We start from the raw sequence: 22,775 nt of genomic DNA, 5'->3' as shown, positions 1-22,775 counted from the left end.
CGGGCGTCGGGGGAGTCATCCGAGGCCGGGACGATAGACTTCGGCCCATGAAGCGAGTCGCTCTCCTTTCGGCCGCGGCCTTGGTTCTCGGGTTCGGCTGGGCTGCCCTGGCGCGCGGTGCGGCGCCGCCCCCCGAGATCGTCGAAGGCGAAACGACCTACGACGATGGCCACGGATTCCTCCGCATCGCGGGTGAGCTGCGGAACGGCACGAGCCGCTGGCTCTGCTCGCCTCGGATCGAAGTGGACCTTCTCGACGCCGACAACAAGCCGATCGCCGTCGATTCCATCGTCACCCTGACCCGGACCCGTCGCGGCAAACCGGGACCAGACGGGGTGTATGCCGAACGCACCTGGCTCGCTCCCGGCGAGCTGGCGCCGTTCGTCTACCTGCGCGACCGCCGCCAACTCGGGGGGGCGGATCCCGTCACCCACCGGCTGCGGGCAAGCGCCAAAGCCTGCCCGGCGCCGCCGACCCACATGGCGATCGACAACGCGACCACCGAGCGCTCCGACAGCGGGGCTTGGACAGTCGCCGGTGCGATCCGCAACGACGGCCCGGCGGGCTGCCGGTCACCGCGAGCGGTCATCGGGCTCTATCGCGCCGACGGCAAGCTGGCCCAGGCGCTGGCCGTCGTCCCGGACGCCACCTTTCGCCAGCTCCTGGCTCCGGGTGAGCTCGTCCGCTTCGAACGGCGAGCGATCCGCGATCCCGTCGGGGGGAGCTTCGCGCGGGTCGAGGTCTGGGGAGACTGCGATCGCCCCGAATAGTGGGCTGACGAACCCGGGCGCGGCGATGAAATACTCGCCCGCCGGAGGCCGCCGCCGATTCACGCGCGAGTCGTCGGGAACGGGGTGGCGAGACCGACGCGAATCCACGCTGCCGACGAAAGGGACCATGGCCGACTCACCCGCTGCCACCACCGCTTCGACAACTCCCGGACGCTATGCGCCGCGGATCGCAGGGGGCGCTCTTCCGCCGGGACTCTCCGCCGAGGCCGTCGGCCGTCTCTACAAGCAGTTTCGCGCCGACCTGACGGCCAAGAAGGTCCTCGCCACCTTGGGAATCCGCGCCGCGCTGACCGGTCGCGCCGAACAGCTTCGCGCGGCGCTCGACAACCCGGCGGCTCGGGCCGCGGTCACCACACCCCGGGGCGACCTTCTCCTGCCGTCGTTCCACGAAGCGATGTACGGCTGGTTGCTTGGAACCCCGGCCGGATCCCACGTTCACGATCTGGTGATCGAGCCGGCGCAGCGCGTCGTCGAAGAACGCACCTTCCTCGACCCCGAACGCTTCTCCGAAGCGGTTGCCCGGCACGCCGCCGCCCTGACGCCGCCGGGACCGGCGATCGAACCGGCCACCGACGCCGAAGCGCTCGCCCTCTTCGCTCTGGCCTTCGGGCTCCTGCAGGTCGACGACGGGGCCGCGCTGCTCGCGCCCGTGGTCGCTCTCGCGCCGGCGTTTGCCACCTACTTCGGCGACTGACGCAGGCGTCGCGTCGCGGCTCGACGATGGCCGCCGGCGCGGTCGGTCAGTCGGCGAGCGTCGCGACGAGGACCGCCTTGATCGTGTGAACACGATTCTCCGCCTGGTCGAAGACGACGGAGGCGGGTGACTCGAACACGTCGTCGGTGACCTCCATCGACTCGAGACCGAACTTCTGGAAGATCTCCTCGCCGATCTTCGTCTCACGGTTGTGGAACGACGGGAGGCAGTGCATGAACTTCGCGCGCGGGTTGCCGGTAGCCTCCATGAGCGCGGCATCCACGCGGTAGGGCTTCAGCAACTGGATCCGCTCGGCCCAGACCGAGTCGGGCTCGCCCATCGAGACCCAGACGTCCGTGTGAACGAAGTCCACGCCCGCGACCGCCTCCGTGGGACTTTCGGTCAGCGTGACCTTGCCATGGGAGACGCCGGCCAGCTCGCGCGCCTTGGCGATCAGCGACGCCTCGGGCCAGAGGTGCTTCGGCGCGGCGAGGCGCACATCCATTCCCATCAGTGCGCCGGCCAGCATCAGCGTGTTGCCCATGTTGTTTCGCGCGTCGCCGAGATAGGCGTAGGAGATCTGGGTGAGCGGCTTCTCGGCATGCTCGACCATCGTCAGCAGGTCGGCGAGGATCTGGGTCGGGTGGAACTCGTCGGTCAGGCCGTTGTAGACCGGCACCCCGGACCAGGTCGCCAACTCCTCGACCAGCCGCTGGCCGTAGCCTCGGTATTCGATGGCGTCGTACATCCGCCCGAGCACGCGGGCCGTGTCCTTCATCGACTCCTTCTTGCCGATCTGCGAGCCGGAGGGGCCAAGGTAGGTGACGTTGGCTCCCTGGTCGAAGCAGGCGACCTCGAACGCACAGCGAGTCCGGGTCGAGTCCTTCTCGAAGATCAGGGCGATGTTCTTGCCCACCAGGTGCTGGCGCTCCGTGCGGGCGTACTTGGCGCGCTTGAGGTCGCGCGCGAGATCGAGCAGGTAGTGAACCTCTTTGGCGGTGAAGTCGTGAATCGTCAGGAAGTGGCGATTGCGCAGATTGAACGGCATGTGAGAGCTCCTCGGCGCGGAGACGCTCCGCAAGCCACCGGACGGCAGCGGGACCGCTCCAGGCACCCCTCGCGGGGCCACTTCCGGACGTCCGTCGAGCGCACGCCGCCCCGGGCCGGGGCGCGGGTCGATTCTAGGACGGGAGTTGCCGAGAGCGTCAGCCGATTCGAGGGAGCCCCCCGGGCCGAAGGGTGCTACCCTGGAATCGCATCGAGAGAGGCCCGCCGCCGAGCAGTCAGGCCGGGCCCGGCAACCTGGGCGGGGCGCCCAAGGTGCCATCCTGCCGAGCCTTCATTCCGGCGGTGGGGATGCGGTCGCGCCAGCGTCAACGAATCGCCCGGTACCGAAGCCCGCGTCCCGATGCCAGTCGGGAGGCGGGCTTTCGTCGTTCCGGCCTCGCCGAATCGTCGTCGCAGCGAGCACCCGGCGCGGGGACCCTCAGAACAGCAGCGCCAATCCGATTCCGGCGAATCCGTCCGGGGCCGTTCGGCCGAAGGCGAAGCCGAGGCGGGCATCCACCATCAATCGGTCGTTGACGAGAAACTGCAGGCCGCCATCGAGCACCTGCTCGCCGGGTCCGCCGGGCTCGGTCCGATTCCAGCCGAACCCCTCGATGAAGCCGGTCAGCCGGGAGGTTGCCTGGATGGCGACCGAGACGCCACCCGAGAGAACGCGGAGCGTCTCGTCGTCCGCGGAAACGGATGCTCCCCCGAGGTTCACCGTGAGCGACACGCGGTCGGAGAGGACCCGGTCGAGAGCCAAGGTGGCGTAAGGCTGGAGGTGCGGAGAACGATAGCCCTTCTCCCCCAGAGGGAGCGACGAGCCGAGGACGAGCCCGAAATCGGTCGAGGAGGAATCGAAGAGCTTCCACTTCAGGTCGACCGACGGGTCGAGGATGCCGTGCCCGTGCTCCGCCCCGGAGGCGACGGCGACGTTGAGAACCTGCAGGCGGCTCTCGAGCCGTTCGCTCCAGGGGATGCGGAGCATCACCTCGCCGAGGGTGAGGACATCGGTATCGCCGCTGCGGAGGAGCGTCGTTCCGCCCTCGACCTGCCAATGACCGAGCGGGACGATCTGGATCCCGTCGGCGAGATCCGGCCGGTCGGGCCCGACGACCGGAGCCTGCCCAGCGCCCTGACCACGCGCCGCGCCCGTCGTGCCCAGTGCCGAGACCGCGAGAACGCAGACAAGGTGACGCAAGGTCGGCATCATCGAGGAACGCTCCTTCTACGTGGACGGCAGGACGGGGGCCTGCGGCCTGGATTCAGGCGGGATTCTAGTTCGGGGATCCCGATCGAGCGGCGGACCGGGCGCGGTCCGAGAGAACCGGTCCGGCGGAAGAAAACGAAAGCCGAGTCGGGGAGACTCGGCTCGAGAAAAAGGGGTTGGTGGAGGCGGTGGGAGTCGAACCCACGTCCGGAAAACGCGTCCCGAGAGCATCTACGTGTGTGTCCCTCGTTTCAGGTCATCGCCCCTGCGCTGTGGAAGAGGGCCTCCCACGCAGGCGCCAGTCCCGTGGTGACGATCCCGATGGGGGACGGGACCACCCCCATCGTTCGATTCACTTAAGCGGCGCCCTGACCCGTGTCGTGAATCGGGCCCATGGTCAGGACGTGGCGGTCAATTAAGCCGCCAGTGCGAAGTTGTCGTTGGCAGTTGTGATTTGCCGTTTTACGAGCGCAAGCTCGACACGCACCCTCGAACCGCTTTGTTCCCCGTCGAAGCCGGTACGCCCCCAGTTGCTGCAATTGTGAAAGAACCGCGAGCGCAGCGGGACCGACCGGATGGGCTCGGAGACGATGACGCTCACCTCCTAGAACGGCGCGTGCGTGCAGCGCATTCCCGGGAGGACGGCGGAGCGTATCACTCCGTCGCTGCAGCTGCCGCTGCCAGGCGCTTGCCGACGGCCTCGAAGAGCTCGCGCGGTCCGCTCGAGTGGAGCTTCGAGATCACCGCCCACCAGGCGATGAGGCCGGTGACGGCGCCGAACGGCAACAGCGCGAGCAGCGGCGGGTGAAACGGCCAGGCGAGCGCTGGAAGGAGCGCCGCGGCCGCGACGACCAGCACGGCAACGGCCGAGCGATGGACGTCCAGATCACTCCGCTCGCAGCGCCAGTGAAGCTGGGTGCGACCCGACGCGATCGAAAGGTCGACGCGACCGATCTGAACGCCGCGTTTCAAGCCGTACACGACCGGCAGGGCAAGCTGCCCGCCGCGCCCGTCGTCGTCGGCGCGCCACTCGCCGCCCCACGCGGCGACCTCCGCGGCAAGCTCGGCGAGGAAAGCCGTCGGATCTTCCGGCAGGTCGAGATCCAAAGTCTCGCGACTCATCGGCGAGCCTCCTCCTGTTCGCGATCGGCGAGGGCGACGGCGAGCGCGCGGGTCCACTCGCCCACCACCCCGCCGCCGACCGAATGGCCGTCGAGGCTCACGATCCCGCGCACGCCGGTGAGGGTGCCGCAGACGAACGCCTCGCGCCAACTCGCGAGCTCGGCGATCCGCGGCGTGCGCTCGACAACCGGAATCTCCAAGTCGCCGGCAAGCTCGAGCAGGCAAGCCCGAGTGACCCCCGGCAACACCGTGGTGCCGAGCGGATGGGTCTCGAGGCGATCGCCTCGACGGACGAACAGGTTCGTGTGGCCGCCTTCGCGCAGCTCGCCGCCGTCGCCGATCCACAGGATTTCGTCCACCCCGGCCCGCGCCACTTCGAGATTGCCGAGAACCGCCGCGGCAAGCGAGGTGCTCTTGAGGTCGCCGCGCCGCCAACGCCAGTCCGGCCGCGAAATCGCCGACCACCCGGTCGCCGTCGCAAGATCGGGGAAAGCGATCTGAGCGGGGAGCACGAACAGGGTCGGCTCTCCCTCGGTCGGCGGCCGGTGCTGCCGAGTGGCGAACGCGCCGCGCGTGACCTGCACATAGAGCGAGCCGTCAAAGCGGCCGGTGGCGGCGAGCAGGGCGTGGGTCGTCTCGACGAGGCGGCGCGGTTGGGGGATCGCCAGGCCGGCGAGGCTCGCGTCGAGCCGGGCGAGGTGCTGCCGCAGGAAGAGCGGGCGCCCGGCGAGAACCTTCATCGTCTCGTAGACGCCGTCGCCGAACAGAAACCCGCGGTCCAGCGGCGAGATCCGTGCCTCGGCAACCGGCAGCACCGACTCGCCGAGGGCGCAGAGCGGGGGAATCGCAGCCGGCGAGCTCACCGCGCTATGCCGCCGCCTCGTGCTCGTCGAAGAACCCCTCGACCGCGGCAAGCAGCGTCGGCACATCGGCGAGCGTCTGCAGCCTCTGCCGGAGATGGCGTCCATTCGGCAGGCCATGCGTGTACCAGCCGGTGAACTTCTTGAGCTTGTGGAGAGCGAACGTGGACTCTTCGCGCTCGGCCACGAGACGGAGGTGCCTGAGAATGAGGTCTCGCCGGTCGGCGAGCGTGGGCTCCGCCCAGCTCTGACCCGCGAGATGACGGGCCGTCTGCAGGAAGATCCACGGGTTCTTCGTCGCGGCGCGGCCGATCATCACGCCGTCGCAGCCGGTTTCGGCGAACATCCGCGCGGCGTCCTCGGGCGTCTGCACGTCGCCATTGCCGAGCACCGGAATCGTCAGTGCCTCCTTGAGGCGGGCGATCTCTCCCCATTGCTCGCGGGCGTCGCCGCCGAACATCTGCCGTGCGGTGCGGGCGTGGAGCGCCACGGCCTGAGCGCCGTTGTCCTCGCAGATCCGGCCGAGCTCGAGAAAATTTCGCCTCGGCTGGTCGAGACCCAGGCGGAACTTCACGGTGAGCGGAATGGCGATCGCGCGGCGTACGGTGGCGATGATCTGCGTCGCCAGCTCGAGGTCACCCATCAGCGCGCAGCCGGAGCACCCCTTGAGCACCTTGTTGGCTGGGCAGCCCATGTTGATGTCGCAGACGTCGGCGCCCATCGCTTCGACCTGTCGCGCCGCCTCGGCCATCGTCTCGGGATCGGAGCCGTAGATCTGGATCGAGATCGGTCGCTCCTCCTCGACGAACGTCATCAGGTCGAGCGTCTTCTGGATGCCGCGCACGAGCGCCCGCGAGGCGATGAACTCCATGGTCACCAGCCCGACGCCGCCGATTCGGCGCACGATGAGGCGGAAATCGCGGTCCGTCACCCCGGCCATCGGAGCGAGGACGAGCGGCGGGTCGATCTGCAGGTTGCCGAGGCGCAGCATGGCGCCGCGCATTCTAACGGCCAGTGGCCCGGGTCCGATGGGCCAGGCGCCCGAGCAGCCGGGCGAAGAGGGCACCGAGAAAGCCCCACCAGGCTCCGCCGACGAGGGAGCTCCAGGTCAGCAGGGTGCGGCCGCTCTTGCCGAGGTAGGCGAGCGACCAGGGCAGATCCATCCAGACGACCAAGCCGCCGCGAGCCCCCTGCCCGTAGCGCGTCCAGATCCAGGCAAGCGCCAGGGTGTGGAGGAGGAAGGCGGCAACGAAGGCGCGCTTGACCGGCGCGCGCGGCAGTTCGTCCCGGCGGCTCATCTCCACAGAGCATAGACGCTTGCGGCTGCCCCTGGCGGCAGCGGCAACCGAGAAGCAGCGACGCACCCGCTATGATCGCCCCGTGGCCTGGTACCGCGACTGGTTCGGCGAGGAGTATCTCGAGCTCTACGCGCACCGCGATGCCGGTGAGGCCGATCGGCACATCGACTTCGTCGCGTCGGTCCTGGCGCCGCGGCGACCGCGGCGCGTCCTGGATCTGGCCTGCGGCGCGGGCCGGCACAGCACGGCGCTTGCCCGGCGTGGCTTCGCCGTCTGCGGAGTCGATCTCTCGCTGACCTTGCTCGGCAAGAGCCCGGATCTCGCGCGGGTACGCGGCGACATGCGCCGCTTGCCGTTTGCCGCCGGAGCCTTCGACTGGGTGCTCAACTTCTTCACCTCGTTCGGCTACTTCGAGAGCGAGCGCGAGAACTTCCACGTCCTCGAGGAGATCGCGCGCGTGCTCGCGCCGGGAGGCGGATTTCTCATCGACCTGATGAATCTCGACCACGCCCTGGCGAATCTCAAGGAGCGGGAAAGCCACGAGATCGACGGGCGAAGGGTCGAGATCGAGCGCCGCTTCGACGCGGTGTCCCAACGGATGCTGAAGCGGATCCGGGTCGACGAGCCCGGCCAGGCGCCGCGCTCGTTCCTCGAAAGCGTGCGTGCCTACCGTGAGGACGAAGTCGTCGGTGGCCTGCGCTGGGCCGGGCTCGACGTGGCGAGCGTGCACGGCAGCTTCCGCGGAGAGCCGTTCCGGCCGGAGAGCGAGCGGCTGATCCTGATCGGCCGCCGCCACAACTGAGACAGAATCGACGGAGATGAATTCCCAGATGAGCGAGCGACCGGACCTCGTGGCGAGCGGCTTGGTCGGTGGGCTGCCGGCGGCGCTGCTTGCCGGGCGCGACGGGGCGCTGCTCGAGCCGCTCCGCTTCCTCCCGCCGGGCGATCGACCGAGCGGGCCGCCGCCGGCGGTCGATCGACGCGCGCTCGCCGAGGCGCTCGGCGAGGCCAACGCCGCGTACGGCCACCCGCGCGCGTCGACCTTGGCGGCGAAACTGGCGAACCCGGCCACGCGTGTCGTGGTGACCGGCCAGCAGGTCGGCATTCTCGGCGGGCCCCTCTATGCGCTGGTCAAAGCGGTCGCCGCGGTGCGCTGGGCCGAGGAGCTGGAGAAACACGGAGAGCCGGCGGTCCCGGTGTTCTGGATGGCCACCGAGGACCACGACTGGGCCGAGGTCGCGGCCGCGACCGTGCTGGCTCCGACGGGACCGCGTCATGTCGACCTGGGGCCCGACCCTTCTCCCCTCCTGCCGGTGGGAATGCGCACCCTCGGGGGGGGCATCTCGTCACTGTTGTCGGAGCTCGCCGAGCTCTTCCCGGCGGAGCGCTACCGCTCGTGGCTCGCCGAGCTCGCCGCCTGGTATCGCCCCGAGGCGCGCTTCGGCGAGGCGTTCGCCCGTCTCTTCGCCCGTCTCCTTGGCGAGCGAGCTCCGCTGCTGCTCGATTCGCTCCTGCCGGCGGTCAAGAGCGCCTCGGCCCCCTATCTGGCCCGGCTGGTCGAGCGGCGGGACGACCATGCGGCGGCGCTTGCCGAGAGCGAGGCGCGAATCGTCCAGGCCGGCTACTCCCTGCAAGTTGCACCGCAACCCGGGGCGAGCCCGCTCTTCCTGCTGCGCGGTGGCGAGCGCCGCCGCATCGAATGGCGCGGTGCAGAGAGCTTCCGTCTGCGCGGTCGCGCGGGTGAGGAACCGGTGGCTCGCCTCCTCGAAATCCTCGAGGAGAACCCCGGGGTGGTCGGACCGGGGGTTCTGGTCCGCCCGGCGATTCAAGACGCCATCCTGGGGACCACGCTCCAGGTCATGGGTCCAGGAGAGCTCGCCTACCTCGCGCAGACGGCGCCGGCCTACTCCCTGCTCGGTGTGGAAGCGCCCTGGGTGGCACTCCGCCCCCAGGCGCTGGTGATCGATGCGCGACAGCGCGCGCAGCTCGCCGAGCTCGGGGTCGACCTCGGGGGCCTGCTCGTCGATCCAGACCGCGCCGAGCGGGCGCTCGGCGAACGGGCCGGGGCCGGCTTCGTGCAGGCCGATCGCAACGCGCTCGCGGGGGTGCTCGCGGGCTGGCGTGACGCGGCGCTGGCGATCGACCCACAGCTCGAACGGCCCTGGGAGAAGACGCGCGACCAGATGCTCGGCGCGCTCGAGCAGTTCGCGAGCCGGGTTGCGGCGGCGGCCGTTCGTCGCGACGAGGTGCAGTCGCGGCGTTTTCTCGCCCTGCGCGAGCACGTCCTGCCCGCCGGCGTACTGCAGGAGCGCAGCGTCGCGACGGCGCACTTCCCGGGCAAGTACGGCGATGGCTTCGTCGCGGCGCTCTTCGCGCAGCTCGACCTCGATCCCCGGCGTCTCTCGCTGATCGACCCGGGTGCCTGAGTGCCGCCCGGGCCCGCCTGAACTAGAGTCCCGAGCGATGAGCTCTCCTCTCGATGTTCTCGCCATCGGTCCCCATCCCGACGACGTGGAGCTTGCCTGTGGCGGGACCCTCGCCAAGCTCGCCCGTGCCGGGCGCCGGGTGGGCATCCTCCATCTCACGCGTGGCGAGGCCGGGACGCGGGGGACGGCCGAGGAACGGCGGCGTGAGGCCGAAGCGGCCGCCGAGGCGCTCGGCGCCGCCGACCTGGTCCTGCTCGATTGCGGCGACGGTTCGTTGCGCCACGGCGTCGCGGAGGAGGAGGCGCTCATCGCCGAGCTGCGCCGACTCCGCCCCGAGTTGGTGCTGGGTCCGCCACCGGTCGATCGGCACCCGGATCACGGTCGAGCCCACCGTCTGGTCACCGATGCCTGCTTCTATTCCGGGCTAGCGCGGCGAGGTCAGGGGCTCCCCCACCGGCCCGCGGCGCTCTTCAGCTACATGCTGCACGACGGGTTCGAGCCGAGCTTCGTCGTCGATGTCACCGACGCCTGGCCGGCGAAGATGGCGGCACTCGACGCCTACGGGAGCCAGATCTATCGCCCCGGGGCGGAACCGGCTGACGATGGGCAGCCGATGACCAAGATCGCCTCGCGCGAGTACCGCCTGGCGGTCGAAGGGCGGGCGAGACACTTCGGCGGCCTGATCGGCGCCGAGCTCGGTGAGCCGTTCCGCAGTCGCACCCCCCTCGCCGTTGCCGACCCGTTCACGCTCCTCCCGGGAGGTCTCCGATGAAGATCGGTATCAGCTGCTACCCGACCTTCGGCGGCTCGGGGATCGTCGCCACCGAGCTCGCCATGGCGCTTGCCGAAGGGGGGGACGAAGTCCACGTCATCAGCTACGCGCTCCCCTCGCGGTTGACGCTCGCCGACCCGCGTCTCTTCTTCCACGAGGTGGCGATCACCCACTATCCGCTCTTCGAGTATCCGCCCTGGTCGCTGGCGCTCGCCTCGAAGATGGTCGAGGTCGCCCGCTACCAGGGGCTCGACCTGCTGCACGTGCACTACGCCGTGCCCAACGCCGTCTCAGCCGTGCTCGCGCGTTCGATCCTGGCTCCGCGCCGTCTGCCGGTGGTCACGACGCTCCACGGCACCGACGTGACCCTGGTGGGCAACGACCCGAGCTACCTCGAAACGACGCGCTGGAGCATCCTGCAGAGCGACGCGGTGACTGCCGTCTCCTCGGCGCTCCGCGACGCGACGATGCACCAGCTCTGCATCGAGGACAAGCCGATCGACGTGGTGCCGAACTTCATCGACCCGCGCCGCTACGAGGCGGCGCGCCTGCTTCCCGGTGCCCGCCGGTGGGCGCGCGGCGACGAGCGGGTGATCGTCCACATCTCGAACTTCCGCCCGGTCAAGCGAGTGCTCGACGTGGTCGAGATCTTCGCTCGCGTGCGCCGGCAGATGCCGGCGCGGCTTCTCTTGGTCGGAGACGGCCCCGACCGCGTGCGTGCCGAGCAGCGCTGCCGCCAGGACGGGCTCTGCTCCGACGTGATCTTCCTCGGCAACTTCCCGGCGATCGAGGAGATCCTGGTCGGCGCCGATCTCTTCCTGCTGCCGTCCGAGAGCGAGTCGTTCGGTCTCGCGGCGCTCGAGGCGCTCTCGTGTGAGGTGCCGGTGGTGGCGAGCCGGGCGGGCGGCCTCCCCGAGGTGGTGGTCGAAGGCGAGAACGGCTACCTCCGACCGGTCGGCGATGTCGAAGCGATGGCGGCGGCGGCCATCGACCTGCTCGCCGATCCCGCCAAGCTGCGCGCCTTCGGGGCGGCCGGCCGTCGCTGGGCGCTGGCGCGATTCGAGCAGGGTGCGATCGTCGCCCAGTACCGAGAGGTCTACACGAAAGCCCTCGCGCACGCCGGATGAGCGCAACGGACGGCGGCTATCCGGCCCCGGCGGGAGAGGGCCGAAGCGAGCTGCGCGATCGCGGGTCCCTCTTCCTCGCCGTCGTGTCGCCCTGCGCTGACGAAGACGAGGCGAAGCGCATGCTCGCCGCCGTGGCAGCGCGTCATCCCGAGGCGACCCACCACTGCTGGGCCTATCGGCTCGGCGATCCTCCCCGGGAGCGGAGCGCCGATGCTGGCGAGCCCGGCGGCACCGCCGGAGCGCCGATTCTCCAGGCCCTGCGGAGCGCCGGGCTCTCGGACGCGTTCGCCGTCGTCACCCGGTGGTTCGGCGGGGTCAAGCTGGGCAAGGGGGGCCTGGTGCGCGCCTACGGCGGCGCGGCGCGCGACGCGGTCGCGGCGACGCCGGTCCTCCGGCGCGTCCCCGTCGACGAGCTCGAGGTCGAGCTGCCGTTCGCGCGACTGGGCGCGGTCAAGCGATTGCTGCGCCCGCCCGAAGTCGAGCTGCTCGCCGAGTCCTACGGCGAGACGGTGAGACTCCGCCTCCGTGTGCAGCGGCCGCGAGTCGCCGCGCTGCGCGCCACCTTCGCCGAGCTCGGCGCGCGGGAGATCGCCGGCGAGGATTGAAGCCCTTCTGGGGCTCCTGTACACTGACGCGGTTCCACCTTCGACCGCTTCCATGCAAGGAGATCGCGCGATGAGCGAGCCCTATGTTCCGCCTCCGCCGCCGGCTGCGCCGCCGCCGGCCGCGTCGAGCAACCGGACCCTGATGCTGGTGCTTTCCTATCTCGGACTGCTCGCCCTCGTCCCGCTGCTGGTCGAGAAGGACGACGCCGAGGTGCAGTGGCACGCCAAGAACGGACTGGTCTTCACCGGGGCGTTCATGGTCATGTTCGTCGCCCTCTCGATCATCGGCATGCTGCCGGTGGCCGGTTGCCTCACGCTCATCCTCTGGCCGTTCGTCGGTCTGGGCTGGCTGATCGTGACCATCATGGCCATCGTCAAGGCGACCAATGGCGAGCGCTTCGTCATCCCGGGCCTGAGCGACCTCGTCGCCAAGTTCTGATCGAAATCGCGCCGACACGGAGAGACCCACGTGAGCGAACCGTTCCCGCCGCCGCCCCCGCCACCCGCTCCTCCGGCCCCTGCCGGATCGAGCAATCGGGCGACGGTCGCCCTCATCCTCGGCATCCTCGGTGTCGTCTGCTGCGGCCTCTGCGCCCCCTTCGCCTGGGTCATGGGCAACCGTGAGCTCGAGGCGATCCGCAGCGGCCTGGCGCCGGCCGCCAATCAGGGGCTGGCCACCGCCGGCAAGATCCTCGGCATCATCGGCACGATCCTGTTCGCTCTGGGGATCGTCTGGATGATCTTCTTCGGCGGGATGGCGATCGTCTCGGCCATGGCCGGAGGCGCAGGCCACTGAACGGAACGGGAGGGGAGCACCTCCCCTCCCGCGCGCTCCGCCTCTGGGTCGTCGCGGGAGTCGGCGCGTTGATCGCGGCGGCAGCGGCGTCCATCGCGGTCGATGCGCTCGACGCCGGCCCGGTCCTCTGCCTCTTTCGTCGTTTCACCGGCATCCCCTGCCCCGGTTGCGGTTTGACCCGGGGCGTGGCTCGCCTGATGCGCGGCGAGCTTCGCCAGTCGTTTGCGCTCCATCCGCTCGCGCCGGTGATCGTCCTCGAGGCGGCGGCGCTCTGGGTGGTGTGGGGTGGCGTGCTGTTTCGCCGACTCCCGCGTCCCTCAGAGTCCACGGTGTTGCGCCTTCTGTGGGTCAACCTCGCGTCGCTCGCTGTCGTCTGGTTGGCGCGACTCGCCCTGGGGACGCTCCCGGGATGAGCGGGCCCGCTGCGCCTCCCTCTCCCCGGCGTCGTCGCCGACTCCTCTGGGGAGCGATGCTCCTCGCATCGCTCCTCGCCGTCGACCTGGCACGCGCGCCGGCGAGCCAATGGAGCAATCGAGTCCTCCTGGCGTCGGTGCGCGCCTATCGCGCCAAGCTCTCCCCTCACTTCGCCCGCCGCTGTCGCTTCACTCCGAGCTGTAGCGAGTACGCCCTCGCGGTGCTGGCCCACGACGGGGCGCTCGTCGGAAGCCTTCGCGCGGGCTGGCGGATCGTGCGATGCGGGCCGTGGACGCCGCGCGGAACCGTCGATCGGCCGGAGCCGTCCGGCGGCGAAGGCACGACCCGCGCTCCCACCAGACAACCCCCCTCCGGGAGCCCAACCCGATGACGATCGAGCCCTTTGCCGGGTCGCCCTCGCCTCCGCAACCCCCCATTCCCTGGGAGGACCGGCAGCGACTCGGCCGTGTCCTCGCCTTCGTCGAGACCCTCCGGCTCTTCACCCTCGCTCCAAGGGAAGGCTTCGCCCGCATGCGCGAGCGCGGCGATCTGGCCAGCCCTCTGATCTGGGGGGTGCTCTGCGCCTGGCTCGGCGTCGTGGCGGCCCAGTTCTGGTCGCTTGCGCTCGGTCCCCTCGCCTGGCTCCCCCTGCTGCCCGGCGGGCTTCGGCAGGAATGGGCGGGAAGCGTCGCCGCCCTGGCCTTCGGTCTCGTGGCGACACCGCTCCTGGCGCTCGTCGGGCTCTTCGTGAGCGCCGCGATCGTCCATCTCTTTCTCTGGATGTTCGGCGGTCTTGCCGAGTCGCGCGCCGGCTACGAAGGCACGCTGCGGGTCGTCGCCTACTCCTCGATGGCGCAGGTCGCCAACGTCGTGCCGATTGTCGGCTGGGTGGCGGCGGTCGGTTGGACGCTGACCCTGCAGGTGCTCGGCCTCACTCAAGTGCACCGGACGACGCCTGGGAGGGCGATCGCGGCGGTCCTGATGCCCGCCCTGCTCTGCTGTGCCGCCGCGCTCGTCTTCCTGGCGGCGGTGGTGGCGCTCGTGGCCGGGGCGATCCTCGGCACTGGCGCCCATCGACCCTGAGAGGAAACGCGCCGGCGCGTCGCCAAACCGGTAGAATCGCCCCCCTTAGCGAACGCCGCCGATGCGTGCCCGCGCGTTTCCCGCTGTCCCCAAGCTCCGTTTCCTCCTCGGAGCGGCCGTCGTCGCCGCCCTCTTCCTGTTGCAGCTCTGGGAAGACCGGGGAAGTGCCGCGCGGCGGGTGGGGATCTCGATGGAGACCCGCGACGGCGCCGTGGTCGTCACCGCGGTGACCCCTGGCCTGCCGGCCGACCGCGCCGGCCTGAAGGGTGGCGACCGCATCCTCTCGATTGCCGGCCGGCCCCTCGCGGGCCGCACGACCTACGACGAGATCGCTTCGGAGTTCGCCGAGGGAGTTCCGGTCACGTTCGCGGTCGGGCGCGAAGCGGGTCCGCAAGTCCTCCCCGTGACGCCGGGGACCCCGTTCGAGTGGGGGCCGGTCGCGATGGTGGTGCTGATCCTTGCCGCCTACCTCGCGCTCGCCGGGCTCGTCGCCCGGCAGCCGGAGGGCGACATCCGCGCCCTCCTCTTGCAGCTCTTCTCGCTGGCTGTGGCGTTCGAGTTCGCCCTGCCGACCGGCCTGATCGGCAGCCCGACGATCGCCTTGATCAGCCTGACCCTGCAGCAGCTGATCAACGGCGTTCAGTTCGGCCTCGAGCTTCACCTGGCCTCGGTGCTGCCCGATCGTCCCGAGTGGATCCGCCGTCGTCCCTGGCTGATCCGTCTCTACTATGCCGTCGGGCTCGCCTTCGGCTTCGGCGTCGCGGGGACCCAGCTCCTCGAAGGCCTCGGGGTCGAGGCCCTGCCGTGGAGCGCCGAGCAGGCGCAGGCCGTCCTCTATCAGGCCGGATTCCCGGTGTGGGCACTCGCCGTCGCGATGCTTCTCGGCCACGCGATGCTCACCCACGCGGAGCCGCGGCGGCGGCAGCAGGCCGGCCTCGTCTTCCTCGGCATCCTCCCCTGGGTCGCGTCGGTGCTGATCGGCCTCGTGTTCGACCTCGCCGGCATCGCGCGTTGGGATTGGCTCGACAACTGGCCGCTGCTGGTCCTGCCCTATCCGATCGCCGTTTTCATCGCCATCTACCGCTACCGGCTCTTCGACATCGAGTTGGTGGTCCGTCGCAGCCTCCTCTACACGGCGCTCACCTCGACCCTGCTGCTCGTCTTCTACGCCGTGCTCGGCGCCGGCGGAGCGCTCTTCTCCCACCTGGTCGGCGGCACCCGCGACTCGCTCTGGGTCGTCTCGGGGGCAACGCTGCTGCTCGGACTGATGTTCGCGCCCCTGCGTCAGTCCCTGCAGCGGCTGATCGACCGCCGGTTCTTCCCGGAGCGCACGGCTCTGCGGCAGCGCCTGGTCGACCTCGCCTCCGGCCTCCCGGCCCGCGGCAAGTTGCCGTTGATGGGGCAGCACCTGGTCGGCCGGCTGCCGGAGATCTTCGACGTGCGCACGGCGACGCTCTTGCTCGCCACGCCCGAGACCGGGCACATGGTCACCCTCGCCTCGACGGCCTTCGACCTCGAGGAGCAGTTCGACCAGTCGTTCCTGCTCGCGCCGGACGATGCCGGCATCCAGATGCTGCGCCGTTCGGCGCGGCCGCTGGTCGCCAGCCTGCCGGCGGCGCGGAGTGCGACGATGGCCCAACGGCTGCGGCGACTCGGTGCCGAGCTCGCCGTGCCGCTCATCTCGCAGGAGACGATGGTGGGGCTGCTGCTGCTCGGCGAGAAGACCGACGGCCGGCCCTACACGGCCGAAGAGCTCGAGCTCCTGTCGCTGCTCGGACATCATGTGGCGACGGTCTTCGAGAACGCCCGGCTCTTCGAGTCGGCAACCTACGAGGGGCTGACCGGCCTCTTGCGACGCGAGGCGATCCTCGACCAGCTCGAGCGCGAGCTGCAGCGCGCAGCGCGCTACCGCCGGCCGCTGTCGATCGCCCTCGCCGATCTCGACCACTTCAAGTCGATCAACGACCGTCATGGTCACCTCGTCGGCGATCTCGTGCTGAAGCGGACGGCCCAGGCCGTGGCCCTCGCCCTCCGCGCCACCGACACGGTCGGCCGGTTCGGCGGCGAGGAGTTTCTCGTCGTGCTTCCCGAAACCGACCTGACCGGCGCGAGCGCGGTTGCCGAGAAGCTCCGCGAAGTCGTCGAGGAGCTGCAGATCGAGCTCGAAGACGGCGAGGTGCTCGGCGTCACCACCTCGATCGGCCTCGCCTCCGTGCCGGATGCCGAGCGACCGGGCCTCAAGAGCGCCCGGGATCTGCTCGTCGAGGCCGACCGGGCGCTCTATCGAGCCAAGGCGGAAGGGCGGAACCGGATCGAGCCCGCCGCGGTCGTCGCGTGATTCGCCTCAGGCGACGTCGTGCCGCCATTCCTGCCGGGATCCTCCTGGCAAGCCTGCTCGCCACCCCGTCGGTTGCCGCGACCACCCGGCACGCGCCCCCGTCCCCGCGATGCGACCTCCTCTTCGCCGGGGGGCGGGTCGTCGACGGAACCGGTGCGCCCTGGTTCCGCGCCGATGTCTGCGTCGCCGACGGTCGCATCGTGGCGGTCGGCTCTCTCCAGCGCTCGCCGGCTCGCCGCCGAATCGACGTTCGGGGACTGGTCGTCGCTCCGGGGTTCATCGACCTGATGGGGCAGTCCGAGTACAACGTGCTCGTCGACGGCCGGGCGGCCAGCAAGATCACCCAGGGAGTCACTACGGAGATCACCGGCGAAGGAAGCTCCATCGCGCCGCTCGACGCCCGGATGCTCGAAGCCGGGCGAGAGACCTACGAACGCTACGGTTACCGCCCCACCTTCACGACGCTCGCCGGCTACTTCGCCGAGCTCGAGCGCCGGGGAAGTGCGATCAACCTGGGGACGTTCGTCGGCGCCGGCGGGCTGCGCGAGATGATCGTCGGGCGAGACGACCGTGCGGCAACGCCGACCGAGCTTGCGGCGATGGAGGCCGCCGTCGCCCGGGCGATGGAAGAGGGAGCGCTCGGCCTGTCGAGTGCGCTCATTTACGTCCCGGACCGCTTCGCGTCGACCGAGGAGCTGATCGCCCTGGCGAAGGTGGCGGCCCGCTACGGCGGCATCTACGCGACCCATCAACGCGACGAGGGCGCCGATGGATCGGTCGGACTCGACGCCAGTCTCGAGGAGGTCTTTCGCATCGCGCGGGAGGCCGGCATCCCGACAGAGATCTTCCACCTGAAAGCGTCCGGTCGGGCGAGCTGGGGGCGCATGCCGGAGCTTCTGGCCAAGATCGAACGGGCGCGCGCCGCCGGACTCGACGTCGGAGCCGATCAGTACCCGTGGGCGGCGAGCTCCAATCAGCTGTCCGCGAGCCTGCCGGCGTGGGTTCTCGAAGGCGGCACCGAGGCGATGCTGGCCCGGCTCGCCGATCCCGCCCAGCGAGAGCGCGCCCGCGCAGAGTTCCTGCGTCGCGCCGATGCCGCCGACTGGCCGGCGGGCGCCGAGCGCATCCTGATCACCGGGGTCCTGACGGCGGAGCTCGAGCGGTATCAGGGGATGACGCTGGCGGCGATCGCGGCGGAGCGCGGCGTCGATCCGTTCGACGCCCTCGTCGATCTGGTGATCGCCGATCGCGGCCAGACCGCGCGCGTCACCTTCGGGATGAGCGAAGAGGACGTGCGTGCCGCCCTTCGCCATCCGCTCGTCGCCTTCTGCACCGATTCGGGGGCGCGGGCGGAAGACGGACCCTTCTCCCGCCAGCGCGTCCACCCGCGGGCTTTCGGCTCGGCGCCGCGGATCCTCGGCCACTACGTCCGGGAGGAGAACCTGCTGACCCTCGAAGAGGCGATCCGCAAGATGACCTCGCTTCCCGCCTCGCGCCTGCGGCTTGCCGACCGCGGCCTGATCCGGCCGGGCATGGCGGCCGACCTGGTCGCCTTCGACCCGGCGACGATCGCCTCCCGGGCGACCTACGAGAGCCCGCTGCACTACAGCGCCGGAGTGCCGTTCGTCGCGGTCAACGGCGTCCTGGTGGTCGACGAGGGGAGGATCACCACGGCACGCCCCGGGAGAGCCCTGCGTGGGCCCGGCGCCCAACCGGGGGGCTCGCGCCGTCGGCGGAGTGGCGCGGAGCGGGTCGTCGAGGGGGGGGAATAGCGAAAGGGCGGGCCCTGGATCGGCCCGCCCCGTGAAGCGTCGGTGTGGCGCCGGGATCACCAGGCGATGATCAATCCCGCCGACACCTGCCCCTGGGTGAAGTCGTTGCCGTAGGTGTAGTCGTCGTCCCACCAGTCGTGGTTGTCGTTGTGCCAGTGGTTGTTGTCGGAAAGGTCGGTCCAGAAACCGCGCCCCTCGAGCCGCAGGCCGACGTGCTCCTGGTCGTCGAAGAAGACCTTCACACCGCCACCCAGGCTGGTCGAGAGCCGGGTTTCGCTCGACGCACCGGCAATCTTCGGGTCGAGCTCGCCGACGCCGAGGCTGGCGACGAAGAAGGGGCTGACCCGTCCGGAATGCCCCTGCCAGAGCAGACCGACATGGTAGTAGGAGACGTCGAAGTCGGCGACGGCGAAGTTCGGTCCGAACAGCCCCTCGTCGAAGCGCAGCTCGGTCGACTGCCGGCTGGCCAACAGCTCGATCTGCAGATTCCGCGACAGCGGGATGTCGAAGGAGACGCCGTAGGACGGGCTGTCCTTGGCCTCCAGATCGGTGTTGAACTGGAACGTGTCTTGGCCGTCGAGGGTGCCGCCGAAGTTGTAGCCGATGCGCGGTGTCAGCTCGAAGCGGTAGCCGGTGCCGGCGGCACCAGCCACGGCGGGGACGAGAGCGAGCGCCAGCGCGGCGAGAGCAAGGGTCTTGAGTTTCACGAGAGTCCTCCTTCCACGGGACCTGGAATCGAATCGGCCGCCATCGAGCGGCGGTCCAGAGTCTTTAAACGCAAATCCGATGCCGGGGTTCTGGGGGCGTTTCGCGCTCGGAAGGTCCTGAGGTGGAGACGGTGCCGTCCCCGTTTCGCCGCAGCGACTGTCGCGGCGCCGCCCGGCGAGTCTATGATCGCGCCGACGCCGCCATCTGGCGAGAAGCGTCGAGCCGATGAGCCAACCGACCCCCGTCGAAGTCCGCCGCCTCCCCCTCGAACGCCGGCTGCTGATCGTCTGGAACGACGGCCACGCTGCCGCCTACGAGTACGATCACCTGCGCGGCTACTGCCCCTGTGCCGGCTGTCAAGGGCACGCCCCCGCGCGTCTCGAATTTCACCCGCCCCGATCGCCGGTCGACCTGCTGCGGATCGAACAGGTAGGGCATTACGCCCTGTCGTTCCGCTGGTCGGACGGCCACGCGACCGGGATCTACCGATTCGACCTGCTGCGCGCGCTCTGCCCCTGTCCGGCCTGCCGCGCCTCGTCGGTCCCACGCCCGGAGGAAGAACCGTCATGAGCCCCGTGCTGTTCCTGCTCGCCACGCTGATGGCCGAAACCCCTGCTCCCGCCAAGCCCGCCGGACCCGTCAAGGTCAAGCTCGAGACCACCAAGGGCGCGATCGTCCTCGAGCTCGACGCGGCGAAGGCCCCGCAGACCGTCGAGAACTTCGTCAAGTACGTCCGGGACGGTCACTACGACGGGACGGTCTTCCACCGGGTGATCCCAGGCTTCATGGTCCAGGGTGGCGGGTTCACCGCCGACATGGCCCAGAAGCCGACGCGTGCGTCGATCCAGAACGAGGCCGACAATGGCCTGCGCAACGCGCGCGGGACGGTGGCCATGGCCCGCACGAACGACCCCCACAGCGCCTCGGCCCAGTTCTTCATCAACGTCGTGGACAACGCCTTCCTGAACCACACGGCCAAGAGCGCCCAGGGTTGGGGCTACGCGGTGTTCGGCAAGGTGGTCTCGGGAATGGAGACGGTCGACGCCATCGCCAAGGTGCCGACCGGCAACAAGGGTCCCTTCCAGAACGTCCCCATCGAGCCGGTGGTGATCACCAAGGCGACGGTTCAGCCGTAGGCGACGGGAACCCCCGGCGGCGGCGAGATGCCGCCAGAAGCAGCGAAGCCCTCCGTGAGGAGGGCTTCGTCGTTTCGCGAGAACCCCGCGAAGGGCTCTGGATGGCTCGGGAGGGATGGTGCCGAAGGCCGGACTCGAACCGGCACGGGTTGCCCCACACGCCCCTCAAACGTGCGCGTCTACCAATTCCGCCACTTCGGCTTCAAAGAACCAGCGAACAACCGCGAAAGTCTACCAGAGCCGCGCGACTCTGCCACCCTCCCCGGACGACCGTCAGGGGGCCGGCGTCGCGGTCGGGGTCGTCGCGGGGGCGGTCTGCGCCGTCGGCGCGCCAGCCATCACGGACGAGCGGTGCTGCTTGCCCTGCAGGATCGCGATCCCCAGCGTCGTCAGGATGAAGGCCACGAACGAGCCGACAGTCAGCCGGTGCAGCAGGGTCGTGGCGCCGCGGGCTCCGAAGGTGGCCATCGAGCCGCCACCGCCGAAGACCGATAGATCGGCCCCCTTGCCCTGTTGGAGCAGCACGACCAGGATGAGAAAGACGCAGATGACGACGTGAATCACATAGAGCAGATAGATCACTTGGGGGGGTCCTCGTCAGTCGGGGCGGCGAAACCGCAAGCGGCAATGATAGCGAGGAATTTCCCCGGGTCAAGGCTGGCCCCGCCGACGAGGAAGCCGTCGATCTCCGGCTGGGCGATCAGCGAGGCCGCATTCTCCGGGGTGACCGACCCGCCGTAGAGGATCCGCAGGGCCCCGGAAGGGTAACCCAGGCGCTCCAGCTCGGTGCGCAGGAAGGCGTGGGCCTCGCCGGCGATCTCCGGGGTCGCCGTCTCCCCGGTACCGATTGCCCAGACCGGTTCGTAGGCCAGGCAGAACGTCGCCGGGCGGCTTGCCAACCCGGCGGCGAGCTGCCGGGCGAGGACGGCAAAGGTCTCGCCGGCGCGCCGTTCTTCGCGCGTCTCGCCGACGCAGAGCAGCGGCTGCATGCCGTGGCGAAGTGCGGCGGCGACCTTCTTGCCGACCAGCTCGTCGCTTTCGCCGTGGTCACGCCGCCGCTCGCTGTGCCCGCAAAGGGCCCAGCAACAGCCCAGCTCGGCGAGTTGGAGCGGGGAGACGTCTCCGGTGTGGGCGCCCTTTTCCTCGGGATGGAGATCCTGCGCGCCGAACGCTACCGGGCCCTCGGCGAAGGCGTCTGCGGCGGCCGGCAGGAGCGTGAAGGAGGGAAACACGACGACCTCGACCCGCGGGTCGGGAACCGGGATGCCGCCGAGGACCGCGCGACCCCAGGCCGCGACCTCGGCGCGCAGCAGGTGCATCTTCCAATTGGCAGCGGCGATCGGGCGGCGCGGCATGGCGACCTCAGCCCTTCACCAGGGCAGCGACACCGGGCAGCTCACGCCCGGCGAGGAACTCGAGCGATGCGCCCCCGCCGGTCGAAACGTGGCCCAGGCGGCCGGCGACCCCGGCCTGATGCGCTGCCGCGACGGTCTCCCCGCCACCGATGACGGTGAAGCCCGGACAGCTCGCCAGCGCCTCGGCGACCGCGCGCGTTCCCGCGTCGAAGGGCGGTTTCTCGAAGACGCCGAGCGGTCCATTCCAGAAGAGGGTGCGGGCCTGGCCGACGGCGGCAGCGAAGCGCCGCCGCGTCTCGGGACCGACGTCGACGGCGAGCATGCCGTCGGGAACCGCGCTCGCGGTCACGGTCTCAATTCGTTGCGGGTTGTCGAAGCTGTCGGTGACGACGAGATCGACCGGCAGGAGCATCTCGATGCCGCGCTCGGTGGCCCGGGCGAGAATCTGGCGCGCCAGGTCGAGCCGCTCCCGCTCCACCAGCGAGGCCTTTAGGTCGTGGCCCTGGGCAGCCAGGAAGGTGTTCGCCATGCCGCCGCCGACCATCAGGATGTCGAGGCGCGGCAGGAGGTTCTCCAGCGTGTCGATCTTCCCTTCGATCTTGGCTCCGCCGAGGATGGCGGCGAAGGGGCGATCCGGCTCGCCGAGCAGGCGTCCGAGCGCCTCGACCTCGCGCACCATCAGCCGCCCCGCTGCCTTCCGTGGCAGGTGGGGAAGCACCCCGGTCACCGAAGCGTGGGCGCGGTGCGCCGAGCCGAAGGCGTCATCGACGTAGGCGCGTGCCGGTGCGGCGAGGGCGCGGGCGAACTCCGGGTCGTTCTTCTCCTCCCCGGGATAGAACCGCAGGTTCTCCAGCACCGCGACGCCGCCGGCGGGAAGCTCGGCGACGACACGCGCCACCGGCTCGCCGAGGCAGTCTTCGGCAAAGGCCACCGGCTTGCCGAGCAGCTCGCCGAGCCGCTCGGCCGCCGGGCGAAGGCTGTACTTCAGGTTCCGTTCGCCCTTCGGCCGGCCGCAGTGCGAGCAGAGCAGCAGCTTGGCGCCGGCGGCGACGAGCTCGCGGAGGGTCGGCAACGCTTCGACGAGGCGGGTGTCGTCGAGCACCCGGCCCTCCTTCATCGGGACGTTGAAATCGACGCGGACGAGCACCGGAACGCCGTCGAGCGAGCCGAGATCGAGATCTTCGAGCGTGAGCATGCGGGTCATGAGGGGCTCCTTGCCGG

The 22,775-nt window shown here is 70.2% G+C and carries 26 protein-coding genes, 1 tRNA gene, 1 other RNA gene and 1 riboswitch; of the genes, 16 read left to right on the top strand and 12 right to left on the bottom strand.

The window, feature by feature from the left end; translation table 11 throughout:
- Positions 1 to 47 precede the first annotated feature (47 nt).
- Both IPJ17_03660 and IPJ17_03655 read left to right on the top strand, forming a co-directional pair.
- Complete coding sequence (locus tag IPJ17_03660; GenBank protein QQR74698.1) at positions 48 to 770, top strand: hypothetical protein; 723 nt, start codon at positions 48 to 50, stop codon at positions 768 to 770.
- A gap of 127 nt (positions 771 to 897) precedes the next feature.
- A complete protein-coding gene (locus IPJ17_03655) occupies positions 898 to 1,485 on the top strand; it encodes a hypothetical protein (protein ID QQR74697.1) in 588 nt (195 codons plus the stop codon).
- Positions 1,486 to 1,531: 46 nt separating this feature from the next.
- Here IPJ17_03655 and argF read toward each other — a convergent pair whose 3' ends face one another.
- From argF to IPJ17_03620, 7 genes are all read right to left on the bottom strand, one after another.
- Positions 1,532 to 2,533 (bottom strand): ornithine carbamoyltransferase, encoded by a 1,002-nt coding sequence (gene argF, locus IPJ17_03650; GenBank protein ID QQR74696.1) that lies wholly within the window; start codon positions 2,531 to 2,533, stop codon positions 1,532 to 1,534.
- A 202-nt stretch (positions 2,534 to 2,735) separates the two neighbouring features.
- Positions 2,736 to 2,876, top strand: a riboswitch (SAM riboswitch).
- A 95-nt stretch (positions 2,877 to 2,971) separates the two neighbouring features.
- Positions 2,972 to 3,745, bottom strand: a complete 774-nt coding sequence (locus tag IPJ17_03645) for a transporter (GenBank protein ID QQR74695.1) — start codon at positions 3,743 to 3,745, stop codon at positions 2,972 to 2,974.
- Positions 3,746 to 3,919: 174 nt separating this feature from the next.
- Positions 3,920 to 4,270, bottom strand: a transfer-messenger RNA (tmRNA) gene (gene ssrA, locus IPJ17_03640).
- 126 nt (positions 4,271 to 4,396) lie between these two features.
- On the bottom strand, positions 4,397 to 4,864 hold the full coding sequence (locus IPJ17_03635) for a hypothetical protein (GenBank protein ID QQR74694.1): 468 nt from the start codon (positions 4,862 to 4,864) through the stop codon (positions 4,397 to 4,399).
- Positions 4,861 to 5,727, bottom strand: coding sequence for an aminotransferase class IV (locus tag IPJ17_03630; GenBank protein QQR74693.1), 867 nt, complete (start codon positions 5,725 to 5,727; stop codon positions 4,861 to 4,863). Before IPJ17_03630 ends, IPJ17_03635 begins: the two co-directional genes overlap by 4 nt.
- Before the next feature lie 4 nt (positions 5,728 to 5,731).
- Positions 5,732 to 6,790: a tRNA dihydrouridine synthase DusB gene (gene dusB, locus IPJ17_03625; GenBank protein ID QQR74692.1), complete on the bottom strand. Its 1,059-nt coding sequence runs from the start codon at positions 6,788 to 6,790 to the stop codon at positions 5,732 to 5,734.
- Positions 6,729 to 7,022, bottom strand: coding sequence for a hypothetical protein (locus IPJ17_03620; GenBank protein ID QQR74691.1), 294 nt, complete (start codon positions 7,020 to 7,022; stop codon positions 6,729 to 6,731). The genes dusB and IPJ17_03620 overlap by 62 nt, the downstream gene beginning before the upstream one ends.
- A gap of 19 nt (positions 7,023 to 7,041) precedes the next feature.
- Here IPJ17_03620 and IPJ17_03615 point away from each other — a divergent pair, with 19 nt between their 5' ends.
- The 12 genes from IPJ17_03615 (at position 7,042) to IPJ17_03560 (ending at position 18,355) form a co-directional block, all read left to right on the top strand.
- Positions 7,042 to 7,824, top strand: a complete 783-nt coding sequence (locus IPJ17_03615; GenBank protein QQR74690.1) for a methyltransferase domain-containing protein — start codon at positions 7,042 to 7,044, stop codon at positions 7,822 to 7,824.
- A 28-nt stretch (positions 7,825 to 7,852) separates the two neighbouring features.
- Complete coding sequence (bshC, locus tag IPJ17_03610; GenBank protein QQR74689.1) at positions 7,853 to 9,448, top strand: bacillithiol biosynthesis cysteine-adding enzyme BshC; 1,596 nt, start codon at positions 7,853 to 7,855, stop codon at positions 9,446 to 9,448.
- Positions 9,449 to 9,485: 37 nt separating this feature from the next.
- Positions 9,486 to 10,220 carry a bacillithiol biosynthesis deacetylase BshB1 gene (gene bshB1, locus IPJ17_03605; GenBank protein ID QQR74688.1) on the top strand — a complete coding sequence of 245 codons (735 nt, stop codon included), beginning with the start codon at positions 9,486 to 9,488 and terminating at the stop codon, positions 10,218 to 10,220.
- Complete coding sequence (bshA, locus tag IPJ17_03600) at positions 10,217 to 11,347, top strand: N-acetyl-alpha-D-glucosaminyl L-malate synthase BshA (GenBank protein QQR74687.1); 1,131 nt, start codon at positions 10,217 to 10,219, stop codon at positions 11,345 to 11,347. Before bshB1 ends, bshA begins: the two co-directional genes overlap by 4 nt.
- Positions 11,344 to 11,952 (top strand): YigZ family protein, encoded by a 609-nt coding sequence (locus IPJ17_03595; GenBank protein QQR74686.1) that lies wholly within the window; start codon positions 11,344 to 11,346, stop codon positions 11,950 to 11,952. Before bshA ends, IPJ17_03595 begins: the two co-directional genes overlap by 4 nt.
- Positions 11,953 to 12,022: 70 nt before the next feature.
- Entirely contained in the window at positions 12,023 to 12,391 is a 369-nt protein-coding gene (locus IPJ17_03590) for a DUF4870 domain-containing protein (GenBank protein QQR74685.1), read from the top strand.
- Between the two features lie 30 nt (positions 12,392 to 12,421).
- Complete coding sequence (locus IPJ17_03585; GenBank protein ID QQR74684.1) at positions 12,422 to 12,748, top strand: DUF4190 domain-containing protein; 327 nt, start codon at positions 12,422 to 12,424, stop codon at positions 12,746 to 12,748.
- Between the two features lie 68 nt (positions 12,749 to 12,816).
- Positions 12,817 to 13,161 (top strand): DUF2752 domain-containing protein, encoded by a 345-nt coding sequence (locus tag IPJ17_03580; GenBank protein ID QQR74683.1) that lies wholly within the window; start codon positions 12,817 to 12,819, stop codon positions 13,159 to 13,161.
- Positions 13,162 to 13,217: 56 nt separating this feature from the next.
- A complete protein-coding gene (yidD, locus tag IPJ17_03575; protein ID QQR74682.1) occupies positions 13,218 to 13,553 on the top strand; it encodes a membrane protein insertion efficiency factor YidD in 336 nt (111 codons plus the stop codon).
- Complete coding sequence (locus tag IPJ17_03570; GenBank protein ID QQR74681.1) at positions 13,550 to 14,245, top strand: YIP1 family protein; 696 nt, start codon at positions 13,550 to 13,552, stop codon at positions 14,243 to 14,245. The genes yidD and IPJ17_03570 overlap by 4 nt, the downstream gene beginning before the upstream one ends.
- 61 nt (positions 14,246 to 14,306) lie before the next feature.
- Positions 14,307 to 16,583, top strand: a complete 2,277-nt coding sequence (locus tag IPJ17_03565; protein QQR74680.1) for a diguanylate cyclase — start codon at positions 14,307 to 14,309, stop codon at positions 16,581 to 16,583.
- Positions 16,584 to 16,636: 53 nt separating this feature from the next.
- The gene (locus tag IPJ17_03560) at positions 16,637 to 18,355 is read left to right on the top strand and encodes a D-aminoacylase (protein QQR76078.1); all 1,719 of its coding nucleotides are present in this window, start codon (positions 16,637 to 16,639) and stop codon (positions 18,353 to 18,355) included.
- A 56-nt stretch (positions 18,356 to 18,411) separates the two neighbouring features.
- Here the strand turns inward: IPJ17_03560 and IPJ17_03555 are convergent, their stop codons facing one another.
- A complete protein-coding gene (locus IPJ17_03555; protein ID QQR74679.1) occupies positions 18,412 to 19,062 on the bottom strand; it encodes a hypothetical protein in 651 nt (216 codons plus the stop codon).
- Between the two features lie 226 nt (positions 19,063 to 19,288).
- Here IPJ17_03555 and IPJ17_03550 point away from each other — a divergent pair, with 226 nt between their 5' ends.
- Positions 19,289 to 19,633 carry a DUF971 domain-containing protein gene (locus IPJ17_03550; GenBank protein QQR74678.1) on the top strand — a complete coding sequence of 115 codons (345 nt, stop codon included), beginning with the start codon at positions 19,289 to 19,291 and terminating at the stop codon, positions 19,631 to 19,633.
- On the top strand, positions 19,630 to 20,199 hold the full coding sequence (locus tag IPJ17_03545; protein QQR74677.1) for a peptidyl-prolyl cis-trans isomerase: 570 nt from the start codon (positions 19,630 to 19,632) through the stop codon (positions 20,197 to 20,199). The genes IPJ17_03550 and IPJ17_03545 overlap by 4 nt, the downstream gene beginning before the upstream one ends.
- 116 nt (positions 20,200 to 20,315) lie before the next feature.
- Here the strand turns inward: IPJ17_03545 and IPJ17_03540 are convergent.
- The 4 genes from IPJ17_03540 to IPJ17_03525 form a co-directional block, all read right to left on the bottom strand.
- Positions 20,316 to 20,400: transfer RNA gene (locus IPJ17_03540), tRNA-Leu, on the bottom strand.
- Between the two features lie 72 nt (positions 20,401 to 20,472).
- Positions 20,473 to 20,781, bottom strand: a complete 309-nt coding sequence (secG, locus tag IPJ17_03535) for a preprotein translocase subunit SecG (GenBank protein QQR74676.1) — start codon at positions 20,779 to 20,781, stop codon at positions 20,473 to 20,475.
- Positions 20,778 to 21,554, bottom strand: coding sequence for a triose-phosphate isomerase (locus tag IPJ17_03530; GenBank protein QQR74675.1), 777 nt, complete (start codon positions 21,552 to 21,554; stop codon positions 20,778 to 20,780). The genes secG and IPJ17_03530 overlap by 4 nt, the downstream gene beginning before the upstream one ends.
- Positions 21,555 to 21,561: 7 nt before the next feature.
- Positions 21,562 to 22,758 (bottom strand): phosphoglycerate kinase, encoded by a 1,197-nt coding sequence (locus IPJ17_03525; protein ID QQR74674.1) that lies wholly within the window; start codon positions 22,756 to 22,758, stop codon positions 21,562 to 21,564.
- Between the last annotated feature and the right edge of the window lie 17 nt (positions 22,759 to 22,775).

This window comes from Holophagales bacterium (assembly GCA_016699405.1).
GTDB lineage: Bacteria > Acidobacteriota > Thermoanaerobaculia > Multivoradales > JAGPDF01 > JAAYLR01.
The sequence above is the reverse complement of the archived record's forward strand: the minus strand, read 5'-3'. Positions and strand labels throughout refer to the sequence as shown.

Coding starts and splice junctions, on each gene's coding strand:
- IPJ17_03660 (QQR74698.1), top strand. CDS start 48: ATGAAGCGAGTCGCTCTCCTTTCGGCCGCGGCCTTGGTTCTCGGGTTC.
- IPJ17_03655 (QQR74697.1), top strand. CDS start 898: ATGGCCGACTCACCCGCTGCCACCACCGCTTCGACAACTCCCGGACGC.
- argF (QQR74696.1), bottom strand. CDS start 2,533: ATGCCGTTCAATCTGCGCAATCGCCACTTCCTGACGATTCACGACTTC.
- IPJ17_03645 (QQR74695.1), bottom strand. CDS start 3,745: ATGATGCCGACCTTGCGTCACCTTGTCTGCGTTCTCGCGGTCTCGGCA.
- IPJ17_03635 (QQR74694.1), bottom strand. CDS start 4,864: ATGAGTCGCGAGACTTTGGATCTCGACCTGCCGGAAGATCCGACGGCT.
- IPJ17_03620 (QQR74691.1), bottom strand. CDS start 7,022: ATGAGCCGCCGGGACGAACTGCCGCGCGCGCCGGTCAAGCGCGCCTTC.
- bshC (QQR74689.1), top strand. CDS start 7,853: ATGAGCGAGCGACCGGACCTCGTGGCGAGCGGCTTGGTCGGTGGGCTG.
- bshB1 (QQR74688.1), top strand. CDS start 9,486: ATGAGCTCTCCTCTCGATGTTCTCGCCATCGGTCCCCATCCCGACGAC.
- bshA (QQR74687.1), top strand. CDS start 10,217: ATGAAGATCGGTATCAGCTGCTACCCGACCTTCGGCGGCTCGGGGATC.
- IPJ17_03595 (QQR74686.1), top strand. CDS start 11,344: ATGAGCGCAACGGACGGCGGCTATCCGGCCCCGGCGGGAGAGGGCCGA.
- IPJ17_03590 (QQR74685.1), top strand. CDS start 12,023: ATGAGCGAGCCCTATGTTCCGCCTCCGCCGCCGGCTGCGCCGCCGCCG.
- yidD (QQR74682.1), top strand. CDS start 13,218: ATGCTCCTCGCATCGCTCCTCGCCGTCGACCTGGCACGCGCGCCGGCG.
- IPJ17_03570 (QQR74681.1), top strand. CDS start 13,550: ATGACGATCGAGCCCTTTGCCGGGTCGCCCTCGCCTCCGCAACCCCCC.
- IPJ17_03565 (QQR74680.1), top strand. CDS start 14,307: ATGCGTGCCCGCGCGTTTCCCGCTGTCCCCAAGCTCCGTTTCCTCCTC.
- IPJ17_03550 (QQR74678.1), top strand. CDS start 19,289: ATGAGCCAACCGACCCCCGTCGAAGTCCGCCGCCTCCCCCTCGAACGC.
- IPJ17_03545 (QQR74677.1), top strand. CDS start 19,630: ATGAGCCCCGTGCTGTTCCTGCTCGCCACGCTGATGGCCGAAACCCCT.
- IPJ17_03530 (QQR74675.1), bottom strand. CDS start 21,554: ATGCCGCGCCGCCCGATCGCCGCTGCCAATTGGAAGATGCACCTGCTG.
- IPJ17_03525 (QQR74674.1), bottom strand. CDS start 22,758: ATGACCCGCATGCTCACGCTCGAAGATCTCGATCTCGGCTCGCTCGAC.